Origin of the sequence: Affinundibacterium baiyunense (assembly GCF_018139645.1) — a bacterium.
In the GTDB taxonomy this organism is placed as follows: Bacteria; Pseudomonadota; Gammaproteobacteria; order Burkholderiales; family Burkholderiaceae_D; genus Undibacterium; species Undibacterium baiyunense.
This window is the reverse complement of the sequence record NZ_JAGSPM010000004.1, coordinates 387,313-407,163: the sequence shown is the minus strand read 5'-3', so window position 1 is coordinate 407,163 and position 19,851 is coordinate 387,313. Positions and strand designations below refer to the sequence as shown.

Here is a 19,851-nt window from a genome sequence, read left to right as displayed (position 1 = left end):
GAGCTCTTTAAAGGGTCGTTCGAGACCAGGACGTTGATAGGCTGGGTGTGGAAGTGCAGTAATGCATTAAGCTAACCAGTACTAATTGCCCGTACGGCTTGTCCCTATAACTTTGGTCAGTTATAGAACCTTTACAAAAAAGTACAAACCTACTTTTTTGTAGCTTGAAGTGATAAAAATGACTGGCAAAGCCAGATAATTTTTAGGAACAAAGGCAAGGTAACTACGACAAGTATTACATTAGTGTATGCCAATTGAGTTTGTGCAGTCACAACCGATTATGACTACAGCATATCGATCACGATGTGCGTACTTCTTCCCAATTGGATTTGTTGCGATTCACAAAATAACGTGAACCACAACAAGTCAACAAGTTATGCCTGATGACTATAGCAAGTTGGTACCACACCTTCCCATCCCGAACAGGACCGTGAAACGACTTTGCGCCGATGATAGTGCTGCAACCAGTGTGAAAGTAGGTCATCGTCAGGCTCTTATCCCAGAATGCCCCTGATTCCAACGAATCAGGGGCTTTTGCTTTTTTGCTTTACCTTCTCACTTCTTACTCTTTACTCTTTGCTTTACCCTTGCCTTTTACCCATTCCTTGCATTTCCGCTTTACTCACCTTCTTCCGTCTTTACTCTTCTCCTCTTATATTGCTGTGCCGATTCTCTTTTGTGCACCTTTTACCTACCTGATTCCACGCTAGCTTCGTTTAAATATTCCTGATTCCCTTTATTTGTTTTTGTTCCGTTGTCCTTTTAATCTCTCGCTAATACCCCTTCCATCACGAGTTGATTAATGCCACAAGCTTTAATTAATAAAAATAAATGTGTTTATTAATATTTATTTATGATATTTTATTTCTTTTATCTTAATTCTGGAGGAAGTAATGCAAACTACTTTAAAAGAAAAGGAACGTGGTGCTTCGCTGGTTGAGCTTCTTTTTGTCTTTCTCCTTATAGGATTACTTTCAGTTCTTGCTGTTGGTTCTTATTCAGGTCTAGTTCATTCGATGCGTATTTACACTGCGGCAAGTGAATTGCATGCTAGTTTGTTGTATGCACGTTCTGAATCGATAAAGCATGGATTGAGTGTTGTTATCTGCAGAAGCTCGAATGCTGAAAGTAGTAATCCTCGATGTGATGACGATAACAGCGATTCAAATTCGAATTCTGGATGGGGTGATGGTTGGATAATTTATCAAGACTTGAATGGTGATGGGAAATTATCCGATAAAGATAAAATTTTAAGATTGCAAGGACGTCTATTTTCCTCTTCGCAGCAAGGTTCGATTATTCCCACGCCAAAACGTAAGTATATAAAATTTAATTCTTTGGGGCAGGTTTATGGAACCTATTTACAGTTTGCAATCAGCCGACCAAATCAAAATTCCAGTTCAGATGGAGCTCGCTACATTTGTATCGCATCAGGAGGGCGGGCTAGGGTCGATAAGGTACAGTGCAACGTTAAATGACTCTTTGAAATTAGCTAGTTTCTTTGAAAAATCCTCGTATCAAGACTTTATTACCGCTTATCTGAAATAAATTGCACTCGAGCATTCCTTCTGTATACTTCGTTGCATGATAGGAGTGAAAAATGCTGAATGCAAATCATCAATTGAGTCGTCTTAAAGGTGTGACTTTGGTTGAGTTATTAGTTGTTATCGCGATTGCAGGAGTACTTGCTGGAATCGCGTTACCATCATATCGTAACTTAATGATATCAAACAGAATATCTAGTATAGTTTCTGATTTTCATAGTAATTTGCTATTAGCGCGATCCGAAGCCCTGAAGCGTGGGACAACAGTTAGTATATGTAAAAGTGCGAATGCCGAAGTGGTAGGAGCATCGTGTGATCCATCCCCTAGTGTTGCCGGTAGTAACGTAGGTTGGGGGAGTGGATGGATTATGTTTGTCGATATTAATCGGGATGGAAATCTTAATAGTGATGACACACTTTTACGCGCACAGGGGCGCTTAATTACGAATATTCAAGACGGCGCGATAGTCCCAGCAAATGGAATTGAATTTATTAGTTTTGGTGTCACTGGTCAAACATTCACTGCAGTAAATTTCCAGATTTCAGCTCCAACTGGATTCGCAAATTTAGAAAGGGCTGTCTGCGTAGCTGTTGGCGGACGGGCTCGAGTCGGTAAAGCCCCTGATTGCTCATAAATTTGAGGTTAAACATGAGAAAACTTGGAAATCAACGAGGTGCAACGCTGATTGAGATCATGGTCTCAATACTGGTGATGGCAATAGGTCTTTTAGGCTTGGCTAGTTTGCAGGTAAATGCGATGAAGTTTCAAAAGACGGCTAGCCAACGCTCAGAAGCTACGCAAGCAGCTTACGATCTTGGTGAGCGGATGCGAAGTAACTGGGTGATGGGAACAAATCCCGCCAACATTGCGGCAGATCGAACAGCGAATGAGGCAAAGTACACATTTAATGATGAATATTTGGTGAGCTCGAGTGCCTCACATACGCCCCCCAATAATTGCAAAACAGCGACTTGTTCCACAGTTCAGATAGCTGCAAATGATGTACAAGAGTGGTTGCGCTCGCTACAACGTCGTTTGATTGGTGGTACAGGGGTTATTGTTCCGGTGCCTGGTGGTGTAGGTTCCACTTTTGACGTTACAGTGATGTGGCGTGAGCCAAGCTTTGTCGATGTTGATGCAACTTGCCCTGCAGTTGCTAAAGCTCCAGCAGGTGTCCGTTGTTTTAATTTGAGATTTTCGATATGAAGCAGACAGCGAATTTCACATTCAAACGAATCGCCGTAAAAGGCCGTTCATTAGTTGAGATAATGATTGCCTTGACGATTGGCATGGTAATTTTGATTGCGATTTCTTCTCTCTTCATTGGAAATCGACAAACGTTTCGCTCTACCGATGATAAAACTCGGCTTGATGAAGAAGGTCGATTGGCGCTAAGTCTGATGGCATTCCATGTTCGCATGGCGGGATACGGAACAATGATGACTTCGGACGAAAAGTACACTAGCGAGGCACCAGGAGCAACTTATAACCAAGCATTACCTGCAACCTATACTAATTATGCGGATCGGAAAACAGGGACGGCGGTTAATGCGATCAGAGGGTGCGCAGGAGGATTTGCTGATTCCGCCACAGATGCGACAGCTCTTGTTTGTGCAGCTGGAACGACTTCTGACAGTTTTCTGGTTCGGTACGTTGTAGATCAGAATATTATAACGGCTGGTGCAGCTTTACCTACCGACTGTTTGGGGGCAAATGTGATTTTGTCGCCAGCAATTCCCGAACAAAACGGACGTCCGGGCTCTGCTGCGTATTACTTAATTGAGAATAGATTTTTTGTGCAAAATAATGCCACAACTGGCGCCCCAGAATTGTACTGCCGTGGCAACGGAAATACACCTCCCGGAACGAATTTGGTGAATCCAGCACAACCAGTTGCAGAAAATGTCGAAAACATGAAGATTACCTACGGTTTATCCACAACGGGTAGTGCGACGACACAGAATATAAATAAATATGTTACTGCTGACTTGATGGGTCCAGGTGATTGGGAAAAAGTTGTGTCTATGCGTATTTGTATCGTAGTGCGATCTGCCAACGATAATGTCGCCACCGCGAAGCAAGCCTATCGGGATTGCAATGATAATCAAGTGGTAGCAACTGATAGACGCTTGAGGAGTGTCTTTTCAACGACGGTAGCAATTCGTAGTCGTTCAGTGGGGGCGACATGAGGAATAATTTTAGAGCTAAACAAGCTGGATTCGTACTTGCGATTAGTATGATTTTCTTAATTGTAATGACGATGTTGGCAGTTACCGCTATTAAAAAAGCGACGATGGATGAGAAAGTGACTGGCAATTTGCGAGCACATGATCTTGCTTTTCATGCCGCAGAAAAAGCTCTTCGATTTTGTGAAAGTAATTTGGAGCTTGCGGTTGGGTCCCTGAAAATGTGTCAACTCCGTGTCGGTTCAACAATCATTGTAGCCCCCTCCACCAAACAAGCTGATATGACCGATGTAACAAAAAATTTTCCAGACCAGTGGAATAATCCATTGAACTGGAAAGGTGGTGGTCCACACAACGCTACTACTTTAGTCGGTGTAAATATGATTGCCAATGTCGTTGCTCAGCCGCAATGCATGATCGAGCGATGGGAAATGCCGAACGAGCGAGGACGTGATTTTTATCCCTACGTGATTACTGCACGAGGTGTTGGAAGCGTGGATACCGCAGTAGTCTGGCTGCAAGAAGTTATTCGTTGTGGAAATAATTAATAGAGGTTCATTATGACTATTCAAAAATCCCCTATTTCGGCATTCGTAATTCATTTGCTCGTAGTGGCGCAAGTATTGTTACCAATTCCAACTTTTGCAGCGATTTCTAATTTGCCACCTTTGGTGAAGGCGAATGTACCGCCAAATGTTTTCTATACATTGGACGATTCTGGTTCAATGATGTTCGAGGTTATGCCGGACACCTTGACTCCAACCGGAAATGCCTCACTTGATGGAACACGAACCGATAATACGAAATATTGCGGATCTTCTTGCTGGGTGGTCAGAGTATTTCCATCACCAGATGATGTGTATAACATTAACGGTGATGGAAATTATAGTGCAACAAATGAGACCGTCGTTGGTTTTTCAGACAACATCACAGTTGCTCGGTGGCGCTCTTCTGAAACGAATAAAGTTTATTATAACCCTGCCGTTCGCTATGATCCTTGGATAGATATAAATTCCATTTCATTGACGAATCCCTATGGTAATCCTATGCCGAATGCTGATCCGGCAGCAGCAAGGTACAATCCAGTGACTATTTCAGGGATGTCAACTGCTACTCTCAATTTGACTACCGAACAATCACGTAGTTTACATTCCAACGCTTGGCTCAATGATGCAGCGAATGGAACGACGACGTCTCCAACTTGGACGGTGAACAGTGTTTCTAAGACGACTTTTTATCCAGCCACATATTTTCAATACAATCCAGATAATTTACCTACATGTACGACTAGTCAATTAAGTTGCTTCAAACGCGTTGAAATTAAGTTAGGAATGGCATTAACCACCAAATCAGCTACGCGTTCAGATTGCGCCGCTAGTACCTGTACTTATAATGAAGAAATACAAAATTTTGCGAATTGGTTTCAATATTACCGTTCTCGTATGCTGACTGCGCGTGCTGGTAGTGGTCGTGCGTTTGCAAATCAGGCTTCTACGTTACGTGTTGGATTCGGAACGATTAACACAACTGGAACTAAGGTTTCTAATGTGTCCGATGATTTCGGAGTCACGAATAAAAAGAATTTCTTGAAGACTTTGTATGAAAGAAAAGTCCCGGCGGCAGGAACTCCACTGAGAAAAGCGGTTGATGATATTGGGCAATATTTTAAGGATACGACCGTTAATGGACCTTGGCAAACAAAGTATGGTGTTGGAGCAACTTCCGATCAATTAAGCTGTCGTCAAAATTACAATATTTTGATGACTGACGGGTACTGGAATGGTGCTGCGGCTGGTTCTGGCAGAACTGGTGACTGGGACGGGCAAGATGGCTCTACCAAAACGAGTGCGGATGGAGCGACCTATAAGTATGTGGCTTCTAAACCATACAGAGATTCTGAGTCGGATACTTTAGCTGATATTGCGATGTACTACTGGGTAAATGATTTACGCCCCGATTGGCCACAGGCAAAGAAAAATGTGCCACCTTCTAGAGATGGGACTGATCCGGCATTTTGGCAGCACTTGGTTCAGTACACGGTTGGGCTTGGCGTTAAAGGGACTCTAGATCCCGCAACAGACTTAGCCGCATTGACAGCTGGTACAAAGAATTGGCCAACTGCCGCATCAAATCAAGTAGATGACTTATGGCATGCGGCATTAAATTCGAGAGGTCGATATTTCAACGCAGGCAATCCTCAGGCCTTTTCGGACGCGTTGAATGATGCTTTAAATGAGATTGCTGCAAGGTCTGGTGATGCGGCCGCTGTAGCTACTTCGAAAAATACTCTGGATGCGGATTTAAGGTTGTATACCTCGACTTATCAAACTTCAGACTGGTCTGGGCGATTAGAGCAAAAATCTGTAAATCCAACTACAGGTGTCATTATTTCACCTAACGATTGGGATACTGATAATAAGATCCCCGTGCCAGCGTCTCGAAAAATTGTTACCGTTAATTCAAACGGCAAAGGCGGGACAGATTTTAATTTCGCTAATTTGACCTCCGCAGATCAGAGCATTATGAACACGGCTGCTGCCGCGTATGCTCCAGCGTATACAGTATCTGGCACCGATATCATTGATTACATTCGTGGTGAGAAAAGCAAGGAGTCAAAACCATTCCGAGCTAGACAAGTTCTTCTTGGTGATCTCGTGAATTCCGATCCGCAGTATGTTAAAGATGGCAGAGATGGTGGGTATATTTTCCTCCCTTCGGATATTAATGGTAAAACAAGTTACGATCAGTTTTTGACAGATAATAGAAATAATCGCGCACCAACTGTGTATGTCGGTAGTAACGACGGCATGTTGCACGCATTTGACGCTACAAAGTCGTTATCTGGTGGCACCGAGAGATTTGCCTATGTGCCTAAGGCTGTGATTCCAAACCTACATGAACTGGCAAAGCCTAATTACGTCCATCGATTCTATGTCGATGGAACACCCATGATTGGTGATGCTGCTATAGGATCAGGTTCATCACCTTGGCGCACCGTCTTAGTCGGAACTACCGGTGCTGGAGCCAAGTCTGTATTTGCATTGGACGTGACTGATCCTACTTCATTTGATAAAACAAAGGTTTTATGGGAAATTAATTCAACGGTTCCTTCAGTTGATAATGATCTTGGATATACGATTGGTGTTGCACAAATCGGAGTGTTACGTGACGGGCGTTGGGTTGCTATCTTTGGGAACGGATTTGAAAGTGCAAATCAAAAGGCTGTTTTGTATGTTGTTAATTTAAAGACTGGCGATATCATTAAAAAGATTGATACTGGGGTCGGAGGTGCAGGTACACCAAATGGGCTCTCCACTCCCAAACTCTTATTAAACGCAGACGCAACAATAAAAGCAGTTTATGCAGGTGATAAGCTAGGTAATATGTGGAAGTTTGATTTTGTTACGACTGGCTCTGCTCCATCATTCTCAACTGATATGAATTTAGCATTTGGGGCTGCAACTCCATTGTTTAGCGCGGTAGATTCGGGAAGGAAACAACCGATTACAACGCAACCACAGTTGTATCCGCATCCAGAGGGTGGATACATGGTTGTGTTTGGAACAGGCAAAATTTTTGAAGATACGGATTCTTCAACAGTTGACAAGGAAACCTTATATGGTATCTGGGATAAGATCCCAGCAAGTCAGGTCACCCAGTCACAATTGGTTGAGCAAACACTTTCAACGAGTGGAAGTTTTTACAAAGTGACTCAAAATGTTGTTGATTGGGCCACGAAGCGAGGATGGTTTACTACTTTGAAAATTAAGAATGGTGAACGTATTGTAAACGACCCAATTATTTTTGAAGACCAAGTTATTTTCACTAGCTTAATTCCAGGAAATAGTACGGACTTATGTGTAATTGATGCCTTATCAACAACGATGCAATTTAGTCCTTTAAATGGTGGTGCGTTAGGTTACAAGTCTATCGACACCAATGGGGATGGTGTAGTGAATGCCTCTGACACTATGGTTAGTGGACGCCAGTCGAGTGCAACTTTTGGTACGACGATCATTCGACTTGGTAACCGCAAGGTAAAAATATTCCAAGCTGATGCGAGGACTGGTACCGTACCTGCAGCTGGATCTGACAGGCAATTATCTGATGGCATTCCAACTGTACGATTGTGGCGACAATTGATTGGGAAACAATAGTGCGTGATAATGTCTTAATGCTAAATACAACGAAGGAAGTTTATGATTACGCGAAATAACAGAATGGGATTTACACTAATTGAGTTGATGATAGTGGTTGCAATTATTTCCATCATTAGTGCGTTTGCTTATCCAAGTTATCGAGAAAACATTAGGCGTGGTAATCGTGCTGATGTAAGAGCTTTGATGTTGGAGAACGCGCAATTTATGGAGCGTTTTTTTACGGAAAATAATTCATATTTGCAGACAGCCGGTGCTGCACCGACTCCACCAGTTTTGCCGAACACAGTATCTCCACGAGGTGCGACCGGCACAAGGGTCAACTACAATATAGCATTTCGTGCAGTGCCTGCACGTACTGCAACAACTTTCGCAATTGAAGCCGTGCCTGTAAACGGTATGGCAAGCGACGCATGTGCTACGCTCACATACAATCATCTTGGTCAACGTGGTACCGAGGGAACTTTAACTGGTGGAATGACAACAGATACTTGTTGGTCTAAGTGATCACCTAGGCAGTTTAGTGAGCAAATTTAGAGCAATAACTATCGAGGCTTGATCAGTAAAAAGTTTTAAATGAACGAGAAGTAGCAGAGCGGAAGTAAATCAAGCTCTGCTATTTTTTTTGACTTCTTGAATAGCTTCAACAAATTCCGATACATCCTCAAAGCTTTTGTAGACTGAGGCGAAACGAATATAAGCGATTTTGTCTAGACGTTTTAGTTCACGCATTACCAATTCACCGAGATGGCCAGAGATAATTTCGCGTTCACCACTCGCTAATAGTTTTTCTTCTATGTGTCGAATTGCCGTATCAACCGCCTCAGCCGATACCGGACGCTTTCGGAGTGCTAGCATTAAACTGGCGCGCAGTTTTGAGGACTCATATTCGGAGCGACTGCCATTTTTTTTGACAATTACAGGCATTGCTAATTCTATTCGCTCGTAGGTGGTAAAGCGCTTATCACAACTCGAGCAACGGCGGCGGCGGCGGATGCTATCGCCTTCTTCTGATATTCTTGTATCGATGACTTGCGTCTCGTCGTGGTGGCAATAAGGGCATTTCATGATTCTCTCCTAGCAGCGTTAATTCGCTGTTTGCTTACTCTTATTTTAATTAGATATTCTTGTTATATTTTTTGATGAGTGTGTTGGCACAATCAATTGTGAAAGCAATTCAGTTTTCTTGAATTATGCTTGATTCGAGGGAAGTTTGGTTGAGGTTCCGTTTCTGTGAATACAAAAAAAGCCACTTTGGAAAGTGGCTTTTTGTTTGCTGAGTTTTAATTTCCGTAGACCGGGAATGCAGAAGTCAGTTTCTTCACTTCTGCTTTTACACGTTCAATTGTTGCAGCATCGTTTGGATTGTCTAATACGTCAGCAACCAAGTGCCCAATCTTCACAGCTTCCGCCTCTCTGAAACCACGTGTTGTCAAAGCTGGGCTACCTAAACGAATGCCAGAGGTAACGAATGGTTTTTCTGGATCGTTAGGAATAGAGTTTTTGTTGCAAGTAATGTGCGCAGAACCAAGTACAGCTTCAGCAGCTTTACCCGTAATGTTTTTAGAGCGTAGATCAACCAACATCACGTGAGACTCAGTACGGCCAGAGATAATACGCAAGCCACGTTCGATCAAAGTTTTTGCCAGAGCGTCAGCGTTCTTCACGACTTGTTCTTGATAAGCTTTAAATTCTGGGTTCAACGCTTCTTTGAACGCAACTGCTTTGCCAGCGATTACGTGCATCAAAGGACCACCTTGCAAGCCAGGGAAGATCGCAGAATTGATGATTTTTTCGTGTTCAGCCTTCATCAAAATGATACCGCCACGTGGGCCGCGCAAAGACTTATGCGTGGTCGAAGTCACAAAGTCAGCGTGCGGTACAGGATTTGGATATACGCCTGCAGCAATCAAGCCTGCATAGTGTGCCATGTCGACCATGAAATACGCACCTACTTCTTTTGCAATTTTAGCGAAGCGTTCGAAGTCGATACGCAAAGAGTAAGCCGATGCGCCAGCAATGATCAATTTAGGTTTGGATTCACGTGCCAAGCGTTCCATCGCTTCGTAATCGATTTCTTCTTTGTCGTTCAAGCCGTAAGAAACCACGTTGAACCACTTGCCAGACATATTCAATGGCATACCGTGTGTCAAGTGACCACCTTCTGCCAAAGACATACCCATAATGGTGTCGCCTGGTTTCAAGACAGCGAAGAACACGCCTTGGTTCGCTTGTGAACCAGAGTTTGGTTGGACGTTAGCAGCTTCTGCACCGAAGATTTGTTTCAAGCGGTCGATTGCCAATTGCTCAACTACGTCAACGTGTTCGCAACCACCGTAGTAGCGCTTGCCTGGATAGCCTTCAGCATACTTGTTTGTCAATTGCGAGCCTTGTGCTTCCATGACAGCTGGTGAAGTATAGTTTTCAGAGGCGATCAACTCGATGTGTTCTTGTTGACGGACATTTTCGGCTTGAATCGCGGCGAGCAATTCTGGATCGATATTAGCGAGAGTGTGGTTCTTGGAGAACATGGGTTTCCTGTAGAAAAAGCGTGAAAAAATGAACTTGGATTGGGACTGATCCGTAAAAATGCGAACGCTTGCTGATACAAGTCTCAATCACTTTTACCATCGAGTTACCCAGGCGTACGGCCAGAATCAAGATTCGACTCTGCAAATCTCACGCTTCACGATGGATATCCATCTTCTGCGAGCACTTTTGGATAAAAAGTTGCTGCATTTTCGCCAGTTGCGTGAGACAAAATGGTGTTCGGATTTTACGTGAATAGGGGTGTTTCGGCAAGTTACGTAAAGGTAAATACAGCTTTCGAAAGCAGTGAAAATGCTTCGCTTTTGTAAAGCATCAATAACTTTTCCGAGGGCGGATAAGCTTTACTAGCCTAGCTTTTAGATTTGATCATGTGCAGACCTTAGAAGGCAAATTCTGATTGTAAAGTTAAAATTTTTACATAAGTTAAAACTGAAATGACAATAAAAACGAAAGAACATGAGTTCGAGTGCATGGCTAGTGAAATTGCCCAGACTTTGGGCTTTTAGGGATTTTCTAGGTAAAAGACTGGCCTTTGTTAAAAAGCTTTAAAATGTCGGTTTTACTTGTGACAAAAATAGGTATTTCATATGTTAGTGTTAATTACAGGCGCTAGTTCTGGGTTTGGCGAGGCAATGGCACGTAAGTTCGTGCAGCATGGACATCGTGCTATTGCTGCAGCGCGGCGTTTGGAACGCTTGCAGCAATTGCAATCCGAGTTAGGTAGTGCCTTGTACGCCGTTCAATTAGATGTTACTGACAAAGCGTCGATTGCAGCGATGTTAGATAGCTTGCCGCAAGATTGGCGTGACATCGATGTCTTGGTCAACAATGCCGGTTTGGCTTTGGGCGTAGCACCCGCGCAAAATGCTAGTCTAGAAGATTGGGAAACCATGATCGATACCAACAATAAGGGTTTGGTACGCATGACTCATGCATTACTGCCACACTTTATCGCAAGAAAAGCTGGTTTGATTTTAAACATTGGTTCTATTGCTGGTTCAACGGCTTATCCGGGCGGCAATGTGTATGGTGCGACAAAAGCGTTTGTTGATCAATTTACCTTGAACTTACGTGCTGATTTAATTGGCACTGGTGTTCGTGCAACGAATATTGCGCCGGGACTGTGTAGTGGTACCGAATTCTCGAATGTGCGCCTGAAAGGTGATGATGTTGCGGCAGCCAAGGTTTATCAGGGTACACAAGCCTTGACCGCGATTGATATTGCAGAGACCGCTTTTTGGATTGCCAGCTTGCCGGCGCATGTGAATATCAATTACATCGAGATGATGCCGATCTGTCAGGGCTTTGGCCCTTTAGCCATTCAACGAACTTAATTAGCAATTTTGCGAGAGCGGAACAATGACGAGTGTATTTAATTGGCCGGCGCGGGTGTATTACGAAGATACCGATGCTGGTGGCATCGTGTATTACGCCAATTATCTTCGTTACTTTGAGCGGGCGAGAACTGAGTGGTTACGTGAAATTGGCGTAGACCAAACTGATATGCGGGCTGAGCATAACGCGATCTTTGTCGTCAAAGCGACTGCAGTCGAGTATCATGCGTCCGCACGACTAGATGACGCTTTGCGTATTACCTCGGTAGTTGAAAAAATTGGGCGAGCCTCAATTGTGTTTGCGCAAGAAGCATGGTGCGAAGAGCGGCGATTAGCTAGTGCGAAAGTGACAATTTGTTGCGTTGACGTGGCACAATGGCGATCTATACCTTTACCTAGTTCAGTGTTGGCGAAAATCAATCCAAACGTTTAATTTGAGCTAGCTTAGCGTTATTAGCTAGCACCGAAAAAACAGCAGTAGGTTAGACCATAGTTAAACATTATTGTGGCAATCATCTGCATTTTAAGATTTTAGTGTTTTACAAAAATAATCATGACAGTTACTCACGATCTTTCTTTTTCCGCATTAATTTTAAATGCATCACCATTGGTACAAATTGTGATGGCAATTTTGCTGTTGGTCTCGCTCATGAGCTGGAATTATATTTTCAGTAAAATGTTTGCGATTAAAAAAGCGCGAACTCAGACTGAACAGTTTGAACGACAATTTTGGGCGGGTGGTAATTTGGTTGAACTCTATCAACAAGCGACTGCCAATCACCGTGGAAGCCGCGATAAGACCGGTGCGTTAGAGCGTATTTTTGAAGCGGGTATGAATGAATACCATAAGGTGAAAGCAGCGAATAAAGCTAGTCTCGATGCAGGTGCAATGTTGGATGGTGCACGTCGTGCTATGCGCGCATCGTACCAACGTGAAATGGACCATCTTGAATCGCATTTATCGTTTTTAGCCTCAGTCGGTTCTGTCTCACCTTACATTGGTTTGTTGGGAACGGTATGGGGGATTATGAATTCCTTCCGTGGTTTGGCAAACGTGCAGCAAGCGACTTTGAGTGCGGTCGCTCCAGGCATTGCCGAGGCTTTGATCGCTACCGCAATCGGTTTATTTGCGGCGATTCCTGCGGTATTGGCTTATAACCGTTATTCCCACGATATTGATCGTCTGGCGATTCGTTTCGAAACTTTCATTGAAGAGTTCTCGAATATTTTGCAGAGACAATCACGCTAATCAGCCTAGGAATGATTGATGAGTTCACTCCGTGGCGAACGTAAACGCAAATTCAAAGCTGAGATCAACGTCGTGCCGTATATTGACGTTATGTTGGTGCTGTTAGTTATTTTTATGGTTGCGGCACCAATGACGAATCCAAATGTGATTAATTTACCGACTGCAGGACAATCGACTAAGCCGCCTTCAGACTTTATTGAAATCACATTAAGCCCAGATGCCTCTGCGACGATTAGCATCACCACGCGCGGTAGCACTAACGGCAATAGCAAACAAGAAGCCAAAGAAACTGGCTTGGATCGTAAACAGCTGCTGCAAAAATTGCGTGAATATCATGCCGAAAAACCAGAGTTATCGGTGCTGGTATCAGGTGATAAAGATATTAAATACGATGAAGTGATACAAGTGATTTCTGAAGCAAAGAAATTAGGCATACAACGTGTGGGGCTCGCTACTAAGTAGTGTGTGGTCATGATTTTTCATTTAAAGCGAGAAATTCAATACCCACTAAGCATCGTGGCGTTAGCACTTTTATCGCTATTCGCTGGAACTGAGGCTTGCGCGCAATCACCACAAGCGGCGACCACACCGCCCCACATACAAGTACCAGTGCAAGTGCAAGCCGTTGAAGCACCTTCTATTAAAATCGATGGGATTTTTGCACGGTTTTATCTAGGGGAATTGAGCGGCTCACTTGCTAATTTGTTAGAAGAACACATCCCTGCCTTGTCGGCAAATGCAGAACCACAGATCCCGACGCCTGGCTTTATCCGTAAGCTACAGCGCGATATTAACGAAATCTTAGCGACCGAAGGTTATTTTTCCCCGCAAGTGCAATTTGATAAAAGTGTCGATGGTACTCGGATAGATATTCAAGTAGATCCCGGTCTGCGCACTACGATTAAATCGGTCAACATCAATTTCACTGGTGCTTTGTTATCTGCCGTGGAAGCGGGTGAAAAAGAAGCGATTGAACGTCGCGATCAACTACTAAAGACTTGGAGCTTGGTACAAGGGCAGGCGTTTCGTCAGGATGATTGGGGTCGTGCAAAGACGATGCTGATGGAAAGTTTGCGCGCTTATCGTTATGCAGGCGCGACTTTGGTGGATAGTCGCGCGAATATCGATGCAGAGACACAATCAGCGCAGCTAGAGTTGGATGTTGACAGTGGTGCTGCATTTACTGTGGGCGATTTAACTGTCACCGGATTGGAACGTTATCCCTTATGGTTGATCGATCGATTTAATCCGCCCAAGAAAGGCGATGTGTATTCGAGTGCACGTTTGCTGGATTTTCAGCGAGCTTTGCAGAATTCAGCCTACTTTTCGACGGTGGCATTTAATATTGATACCGATAGTACAAAAGCTGATGCGCTGCCGATTGAAATATCTTTGCAGGAACGTCAAACACGTGATTTAGGTTTTGGTACTGGTTATAGCTCAAGTACAGGATTTCGTACCGAGGTCACTTATCGAGATCGAAATTTTTTTGATCGGGTATGGGATCTACGCTCAGCGTTACGCGTTGAACAAAAACGCCAACTCTCCTATGCCGATGTATATCTGCCGCCGAATGATAATAATCGTCTAGACTCACTCGGTGTGTTGTTTGAACGATCCAATCTTGAGGGCATCTTAAAGACACATTCAGCGCTCGGTGTAAAACGCAGCATTACGCATGGCATGGTTGAGCAACGTCTCGGACTCAACTACGTACAAGAAAAAGTAGTACAAAATGAAGATACGTCTGTCGAGCTAGAACGTAAGAGCCGTGCTCTAGTCGCCAGTATAGGTTGGACTTGGCGTGATGTAGATGATGTTTTTGCACCGCGAAAAGGCCAACGTGCCCAGTTAGATTTGGCAATGTCAGAGAAGGCGATTGTGTCTGATCAGCGCTTCGCTCGTCTGTATGGTAAGTATCAATATTGGTGGCCGGTCGCTAAGCGCGATAGCGTTCTATTGAGAGTTGAGTTTGGTAAAGTGTTTAGCCCAAGTGTCGCAGGTATTCCAGAAGAGTATATGTTTCGAACTGGTGGAAGTACATCGGTACGTGGATATGCATATCAAAGTTTGGGTGTGCGTAGCGGTGATGCGATTATTGGCGGTAGTATGATGGCCGCATCGAGTATCGAATATGTTCATTGGCGTACCGATACTTTAGGTGTCGCCGCCTTCGTTGATGCAGGAGATGCCGCGCGCAATTGGCGTGAATTTAAAATGAAACAGGGCTGGGGCCTAGGTGCGAGAATTAAAACCCCAGCAGGGCCGATTGCCTTGGACGTCGCATACGGTAAAGAAGTTAAAAAATTCCGCTTAGATTTTTCTATCGCGATCGCATTTTAATTGTTCGCTTGTGCCACACTTTAAAGAGAATTTCTCAGCATGACGGATCAAAATTCATCTGCACAAGTAACTGAAAAAGACGCTGTCGAAAGTGAGGCGGCTTCGCAAGTTTCTATGAGTCGAAACACAAAGTCGAAAAATACTGGACGGCCATTTCTGCTTGCCTCGCTTGTCCTTGCTTTAGGATTATTGTTAGGGCTAATTGGGGGCGTGCAAACGCAAGCCGGTGGCCGATTTTTTTTGCAAAGTCTATCAAGTTTAAGTGGCGGCAAACTGACTTTCAGTCCTCTTCATGGTCGCTTGGCAGATCAGTTGCAAATCGATGAAGTTGTTTATCAAGATGCGCAACAAAGAATCCGTATCAATGGTTTGCAATTAAACTGGCAATTATGGTCAATTCTCAGTGGACGTCTCGCTATTTCACAATTGAATGTTTCTACGCTAAGAATTGCTAGCCAAGCTAGTACGACGCCAGCCGTAATGCCGGTGAATTTGCAGTTACCGATTAATGTGGCGATTCGACAGGCCGCAATAGGGCGCATCGTAATAAGTGAGTTAAGTAGCGATGGGCAAGAGATCGAGCCGATAGAGTTGAAGTCTGTTTTGGCAAATCTGCAAACCTCAAATCGTGAACATCAAATCGCGATGCAGCTTGATTCCGCATGGGGTGGTTTGCATCTAAAAAGTGCGATACAAACGATGCGCCCTTTTTCGCTCGGCGGTACCTTTACCTATCATGGTCAACTCAATCAAGACTTGCCACGAGTGCTGGTACAAGGCAATTTGACTGGATCTTTGCAAGCATTATCGATTCAAGCACGTTCAGTGACTGCTACCAGTGAGGGATTGCGCGCCGATCCACAACAACAAGCAAGTGCCGATCTTGATTTACAGTTGTCGCCATTTTCAACCCATCCTATCAATGCGGCACACTTAAAGGTGCTCAGTTTAAACCCTCAATGGATTAATCAACACGCACCATTTGCAATGCTCGATATTGATGTGGATTTGCAGCCGCGATCTACATCATTGAAACCATCAACGACACCTCAAACAAAAGTCCCTGTACAGTCACCTGTCGATGTAAAGTCGGCAAGCGAGCCTGATACTTTTAATGGCAACTTCAATGGTAACTTAGATGGCATGATACGTATCGTGAATCGTGCCGCACGCACGATTGATCAACAAGGCTTACCATTTAAATTGATAGAGTCAGGTGTTGATTGGCGTGATATGCAGTTGAATTTAGCCAAAACAAAAATTGAATTGCTCGCTGGTAGTATCAGTGCACAGAGCAAGTTGCAATTACGGGCTGCAAAGTTGCCGTTACTAGATTCCAAGCTCGTGTTGAAGGATTTGAATTTGGCGCAAATCGATAGCCGCATGCGTGAGAGTCGTATTCAAGGTGAAGTGCAATTGCAGTCGAAAGCTGAGCAAGGAATTGATTTCCAAGCGCAATTAACCGAGCCTAGAGCGAACTTGAATGCTGATGCGAGTTTTATCTTTAATCGTGCTGGTGATAGTGGCTTATTGCGATTTAAACGATTAGAATTGCAGGCGGAACAAGCGCGATTGAATGCGAGCGGCGAGCTACATTTTGATGGTGAGCGTGCCTTTAAGATGCAAGCCAAAATGACGCAATTTGATCCGGCACATTGGTGGTTGGCACCGCATGGTCGAATTGATGGCGACATTCATTTGAGTGGTAATCTCGCGGGGAAAACGACGGTCAAATTGCGGATTCCTAGCTTGACCGGTGAGCTTGCAGGTCAAAAAATTCTCGCAGTAGGGCAAGCGGATTGGCAGCAGTCATCCTTACTCAAATTGGATCAATTGCAAGTTCAATGGGGTAGTAATCGTTTGTCTGCGAATGGTGCTTTGGGAAGTGCGCAGTCGCAATTGCAGTTGAATCTTGTCGTTGATGATCTGGCGCATTTCGAAAGCATAACAGGATTTTCCTTAGTGGGAAAAGCGAATGCAGAGGCGGTGTTGAGTGGCAAGTTAAATGCACCAATTATTAAAGCAAAATTGCATGCAGATGATTTGCGCTCTGCGCAGGGCTGGGCTTTGTCTAGGCTTAATGCAGATGTCGAGCTCGGTATGAGTCCGCAAGATCCTATGAAAATTCACGTTGTCGCTAGTGAGTTAAAAAACGCCAGTATTTCTTTAGATCCGGTACATAAAGATCAGCAAGGCTTGCCCATAGAAAAGCGCCATCAATTGATTGAGCAACTGGAGTTGTCAATGTATGGCGTACGTAATCAACATACGATTAACACGCGCGCGCAATTTGATAAAGCACGTAGCTTGGTTTTCAGTGCGCAAGGCGGTCTCATGGCTGCGCTTGAAGAGAAAATTAAACCCGAAAAGAAACGATCTAATCCGATTGCCTCTGATGGCGATATGACATGGGGCGGGCGTCTGCATCAAATGCAGTTAACTGGCTTTGGAAGAATGGTCGATTCGACGATGGTTGACGAGGATGTGACTTTACAAGCACCCATGCCAATTCAACTTAGTTCCACTGGTGTCAAACTAGGTTCCGCGCATTTGGTTGGCGGTTTTGGCAAGCTGGCACTAAATCATTTGGAATGGACGCCGAAATCTTTAAGCTCAAAAGCGAAATGGGATGGTATTCCAGTCATGGCCTTGACAAGATTAGTGAAGACGCAAGAGAGTCTGCACGGCGATTTACGTTTGGGTTTAGATTGGGACTTGCAGCTCAAGGATAGCGCTCGTGGAGAAGTGCATGTTAGTAGGCAAGCGGGTGATTTGTATGTTCCTGATGCTGATGGTACCGGTCAGGCGATGAGTTTGAGCTTGAGTCAATTGAACTTGCAAATGCAAGTTGGTGGATTAATCGCCGGTAGTGATGCTGAGCAGGTGCGGTTGAGTATGCAGAGTGTCGGTGATCGCGTCGGTCAATGGCGTGCAAATCTGGATACACAAATCCAAAGAGTCAATGATAAGTGGACATTTCATTCGGATGCACCGATGAAAGGTGATTTACAAGCCACTATTCCAGAATTGCAGTGGCTTGCTGGACAACTGAGTGCCGACTTCGCGGTGAAAGGGGCCTTGAATTTAAATGCGAGCTTTGGTGGAAAATTTTCGCAGCCCGTGTATCAAGCGACTCTAGATGGACGTAATTTAGAGCTCGCATTTGCTTCAGAAGGCTTGCTATTTCCGAATGGCGAATTACGCGCGCATTTGAATCAAGATGTTCTGAAATTAGAGAAATTGCGATTTGCGAATAAAGTTAATTTTGTGCCTAAGCTAGAGCAGTTACAAGATTTGAATTGGACTGGTCGCGAAGGAGAGTTTGTTGCTTCTGGAGAGGTCAACTGGCGCGAGCAAACAGGCGTTATTCAAGCGGATTGGAAAGATTTTCCTTTGCTGCAGCGTAAAGATCGCTGGTTAGTTGTGAGTGGTCAGGCAAATATTAAGCAAGTCGATAAAGTATGGGCGCTGATCGGCAAATTGAAAGCCGATGCGGCCTATTTTAAATTGCCAAAGCTGCCGCCACCGAGTTTGTCTAGTGATGTGTTGGTGTCGAGAGGCCTTAAGTTGCGCGATGAGGAAATCGAGCTTGATAGTGGCAAAAAAGGCTTAAAAACCAAGTTGGATTTGCAGATCGATATGGGATCGCGTTTTGTCTTTGTGGGGCGCGGTTTAGACACTGCCTTGACGGGTACTTTGCGATTACGCAGCAATGATAATTCGCCAGTTTATGCAAGTGGTTCTATCATTACCAATGGCGGGCAATACGAGGGTTATGGGCAGCAATTAGAAATTGAACGTGGAATTTTGAATTTCCAAGGCGCACCAAATAACCCTGCACTGAATATTCGCGCCTTACGTAAAGGTTTGGCGGTGGAGGCTGGGGTTGACGTTACCGGTACTGTCGCGAGTCCTCAGGTACGTTTGGTGTCAGAGCCGAACGTGCCAGATAGTGAAAAAATTTCTTGGCTGGTGTTGGGGCGAGAATCCGATCAAGTGGGAACTGCCGATGCATCCTTGTTGCTATCGGCTGCTGGTGCCATTTTTGGTGGCGATGGAAGTCGAAATATTCCGCGCGAGTTGGTTCAGGGCTTAGGTTTTGATGAGTTTTCTATTGGCCCCGCAGAAAATGGTGGTGCATCAAAATTACCTAGTCAAACCGTCGCAGGTGCTACTTCGGTCGGATCGTCTTCCAACGATAAGGTAGTGAATATCGGTAAACGATTGAAACCGGGTTTGGTTATTTCAGTTGAGCGCGGTGTCTCGGATGCGAGTGGCGCGTTGAAATTAAGCTGGCAGTTAACGCGTCGAATACGATTTATCGGTCGTTCTGGCACCGATAATTCAGCGGATGTGAAGTACAGTTTCTCTTTCAACTGATGTAGGTAGTGATGAATTTTTGGTAGTTTAGTGGGATCGAGCTTGGAAAAGCTTGCTCTGATGTTTGTTGCAAAAGACCGTTTATAATCACGCGCTAAAAGTATAAT

Annotated in this window: 15 protein-coding genes, 2 rRNA genes and 1 riboswitch; of the genes, 15 read left to right on the top strand and 2 right to left on the bottom strand. The window is 44.3% G+C overall.

The window, feature by feature from the left end; translation table 11 throughout:
* The 9 genes from KDM92_RS09315 to KDM92_RS09275 all read left to right on the top strand — a co-directional run.
* Nucleotides 1-106: ribosomal RNA gene (locus KDM92_RS09315) — 23S ribosomal RNA — on the top strand; the annotation flags it as partial.
* Nucleotides 107-379: 273 nt separating this feature from the next.
* Nucleotides 380-492, top strand: a 5S ribosomal RNA gene (rrf, locus tag KDM92_RS09310).
* Nucleotides 493-893: 401 nt separating this feature from the next.
* Nucleotides 894-1,478 (top strand): GspH/FimT family protein, encoded by a 585-nt coding sequence (locus KDM92_RS09305; RefSeq protein ID WP_212684067.1) that lies wholly within the window; start codon nt 894-896, stop codon nt 1,476-1,478.
* 122 nt (nt 1,479-1,600) lie between these two features.
* Nucleotides 1,601-2,179: a GspH/FimT family pseudopilin gene (locus KDM92_RS09300; protein ID WP_212684096.1), complete on the top strand. Its 579-nt coding sequence runs from the start codon at nt 1,601-1,603 to the stop codon at nt 2,177-2,179.
* A gap of 14 nt (nt 2,180-2,193) precedes the next feature.
* Nucleotides 2,194-2,751, top strand: a complete 558-nt coding sequence (gene pilV, locus KDM92_RS09295) for a type IV pilus modification protein PilV (RefSeq protein WP_212684066.1) — start codon at nt 2,194-2,196, stop codon at nt 2,749-2,751.
* The gene (locus tag KDM92_RS09290) at nt 2,748-3,734 is read left to right on the top strand and encodes a PilW family protein (RefSeq protein ID WP_212684065.1); all 987 of its coding nucleotides are present in this window, start codon (nt 2,748-2,750) and stop codon (nt 3,732-3,734) included. The genes pilV and KDM92_RS09290 overlap by 4 nt, the downstream gene beginning before the upstream one ends.
* Nucleotides 3,731-4,279, top strand: a complete 549-nt coding sequence (locus KDM92_RS09285) for a pilus assembly PilX family protein (protein ID WP_212684064.1) — start codon at nt 3,731-3,733, stop codon at nt 4,277-4,279. Before KDM92_RS09290 ends, KDM92_RS09285 begins: the two co-directional genes overlap by 4 nt.
* 12 nt (nt 4,280-4,291) lie before the next feature.
* Nucleotides 4,292-7,888, top strand: a complete 3,597-nt coding sequence (locus tag KDM92_RS09280) for a pilus assembly protein (protein ID WP_212684063.1) — start codon at nt 4,292-4,294, stop codon at nt 7,886-7,888.
* Between the two features lie 63 nt (nt 7,889-7,951).
* Nucleotides 7,952-8,395 (top strand): type IV pilin protein, encoded by a 444-nt coding sequence (locus tag KDM92_RS09275; RefSeq protein WP_230408259.1) that lies wholly within the window; start codon nt 7,952-7,954, stop codon nt 8,393-8,395.
* Nucleotides 8,396-8,494: 99 nt separating this feature from the next.
* On the opposite strand, the gene nrdR is transcribed toward KDM92_RS09275, so the two are convergent.
* Together nrdR and glyA are read right to left on the bottom strand one after the other, a co-directional pair.
* Nucleotides 8,495-8,956, bottom strand: coding sequence for a transcriptional regulator NrdR (gene nrdR / locus KDM92_RS09270; protein ID WP_212684061.1), 462 nt, complete (start codon nt 8,954-8,956; stop codon nt 8,495-8,497).
* A gap of 215 nt (nt 8,957-9,171) precedes the next feature.
* Nucleotides 9,172-10,419 (bottom strand): serine hydroxymethyltransferase, encoded by a 1,248-nt coding sequence (glyA, locus tag KDM92_RS09265; RefSeq protein WP_212684060.1) that lies wholly within the window; start codon nt 10,417-10,419, stop codon nt 9,172-9,174.
* Between the two features lie 99 nt (nt 10,420-10,518).
* Nucleotides 10,519-10,650, bottom strand: a riboswitch (ZMP/ZTP riboswitch).
* A 375-nt stretch (nt 10,651-11,025) separates the two neighbouring features.
* Between glyA and KDM92_RS09260 the strand changes: the two genes are divergently transcribed.
* The 6 genes from KDM92_RS09260 to KDM92_RS09235 all read left to right on the top strand — a co-directional run bounded on the left by KDM92_RS09260 (nt 11,026) and on the right by KDM92_RS09235 (nt 19,744).
* A complete protein-coding gene (locus KDM92_RS09260) occupies nt 11,026-11,772 on the top strand; it encodes an SDR family oxidoreductase (protein ID WP_212684059.1) in 747 nt (248 codons plus the stop codon).
* Nucleotides 11,773-11,797: 25 nt separating this feature from the next.
* Complete coding sequence (ybgC, locus tag KDM92_RS09255; RefSeq protein ID WP_212684058.1) at nt 11,798-12,205, top strand: tol-pal system-associated acyl-CoA thioesterase; 408 nt, start codon at nt 11,798-11,800, stop codon at nt 12,203-12,205.
* A 120-nt stretch (nt 12,206-12,325) separates the two neighbouring features.
* Complete coding sequence (tolQ, locus tag KDM92_RS09250) at nt 12,326-13,021, top strand: protein TolQ (protein ID WP_189345003.1); 696 nt, start codon at nt 12,326-12,328, stop codon at nt 13,019-13,021.
* An 18-nt stretch (nt 13,022-13,039) separates the two neighbouring features.
* Nucleotides 13,040-13,483: an ExbD/TolR family protein gene (locus KDM92_RS09245; RefSeq protein WP_189345002.1), complete on the top strand. Its 444-nt coding sequence runs from the start codon at nt 13,040-13,042 to the stop codon at nt 13,481-13,483.
* Nucleotides 13,484-13,492: 9 nt separating this feature from the next.
* Entirely contained in the window at nt 13,493-15,364 is a 1,872-nt protein-coding gene (locus tag KDM92_RS09240; RefSeq protein ID WP_212684057.1) for an autotransporter assembly complex protein TamA, read from the top strand.
* Nucleotides 15,365-15,403: 39 nt separating this feature from the next.
* Nucleotides 15,404-19,744 (top strand): translocation/assembly module TamB domain-containing protein, encoded by a 4,341-nt coding sequence (locus KDM92_RS09235; protein WP_212684056.1) that lies wholly within the window; start codon nt 15,404-15,406, stop codon nt 19,742-19,744.
* Nucleotides 19,745-19,851: the final 107 nt, after the last annotated feature.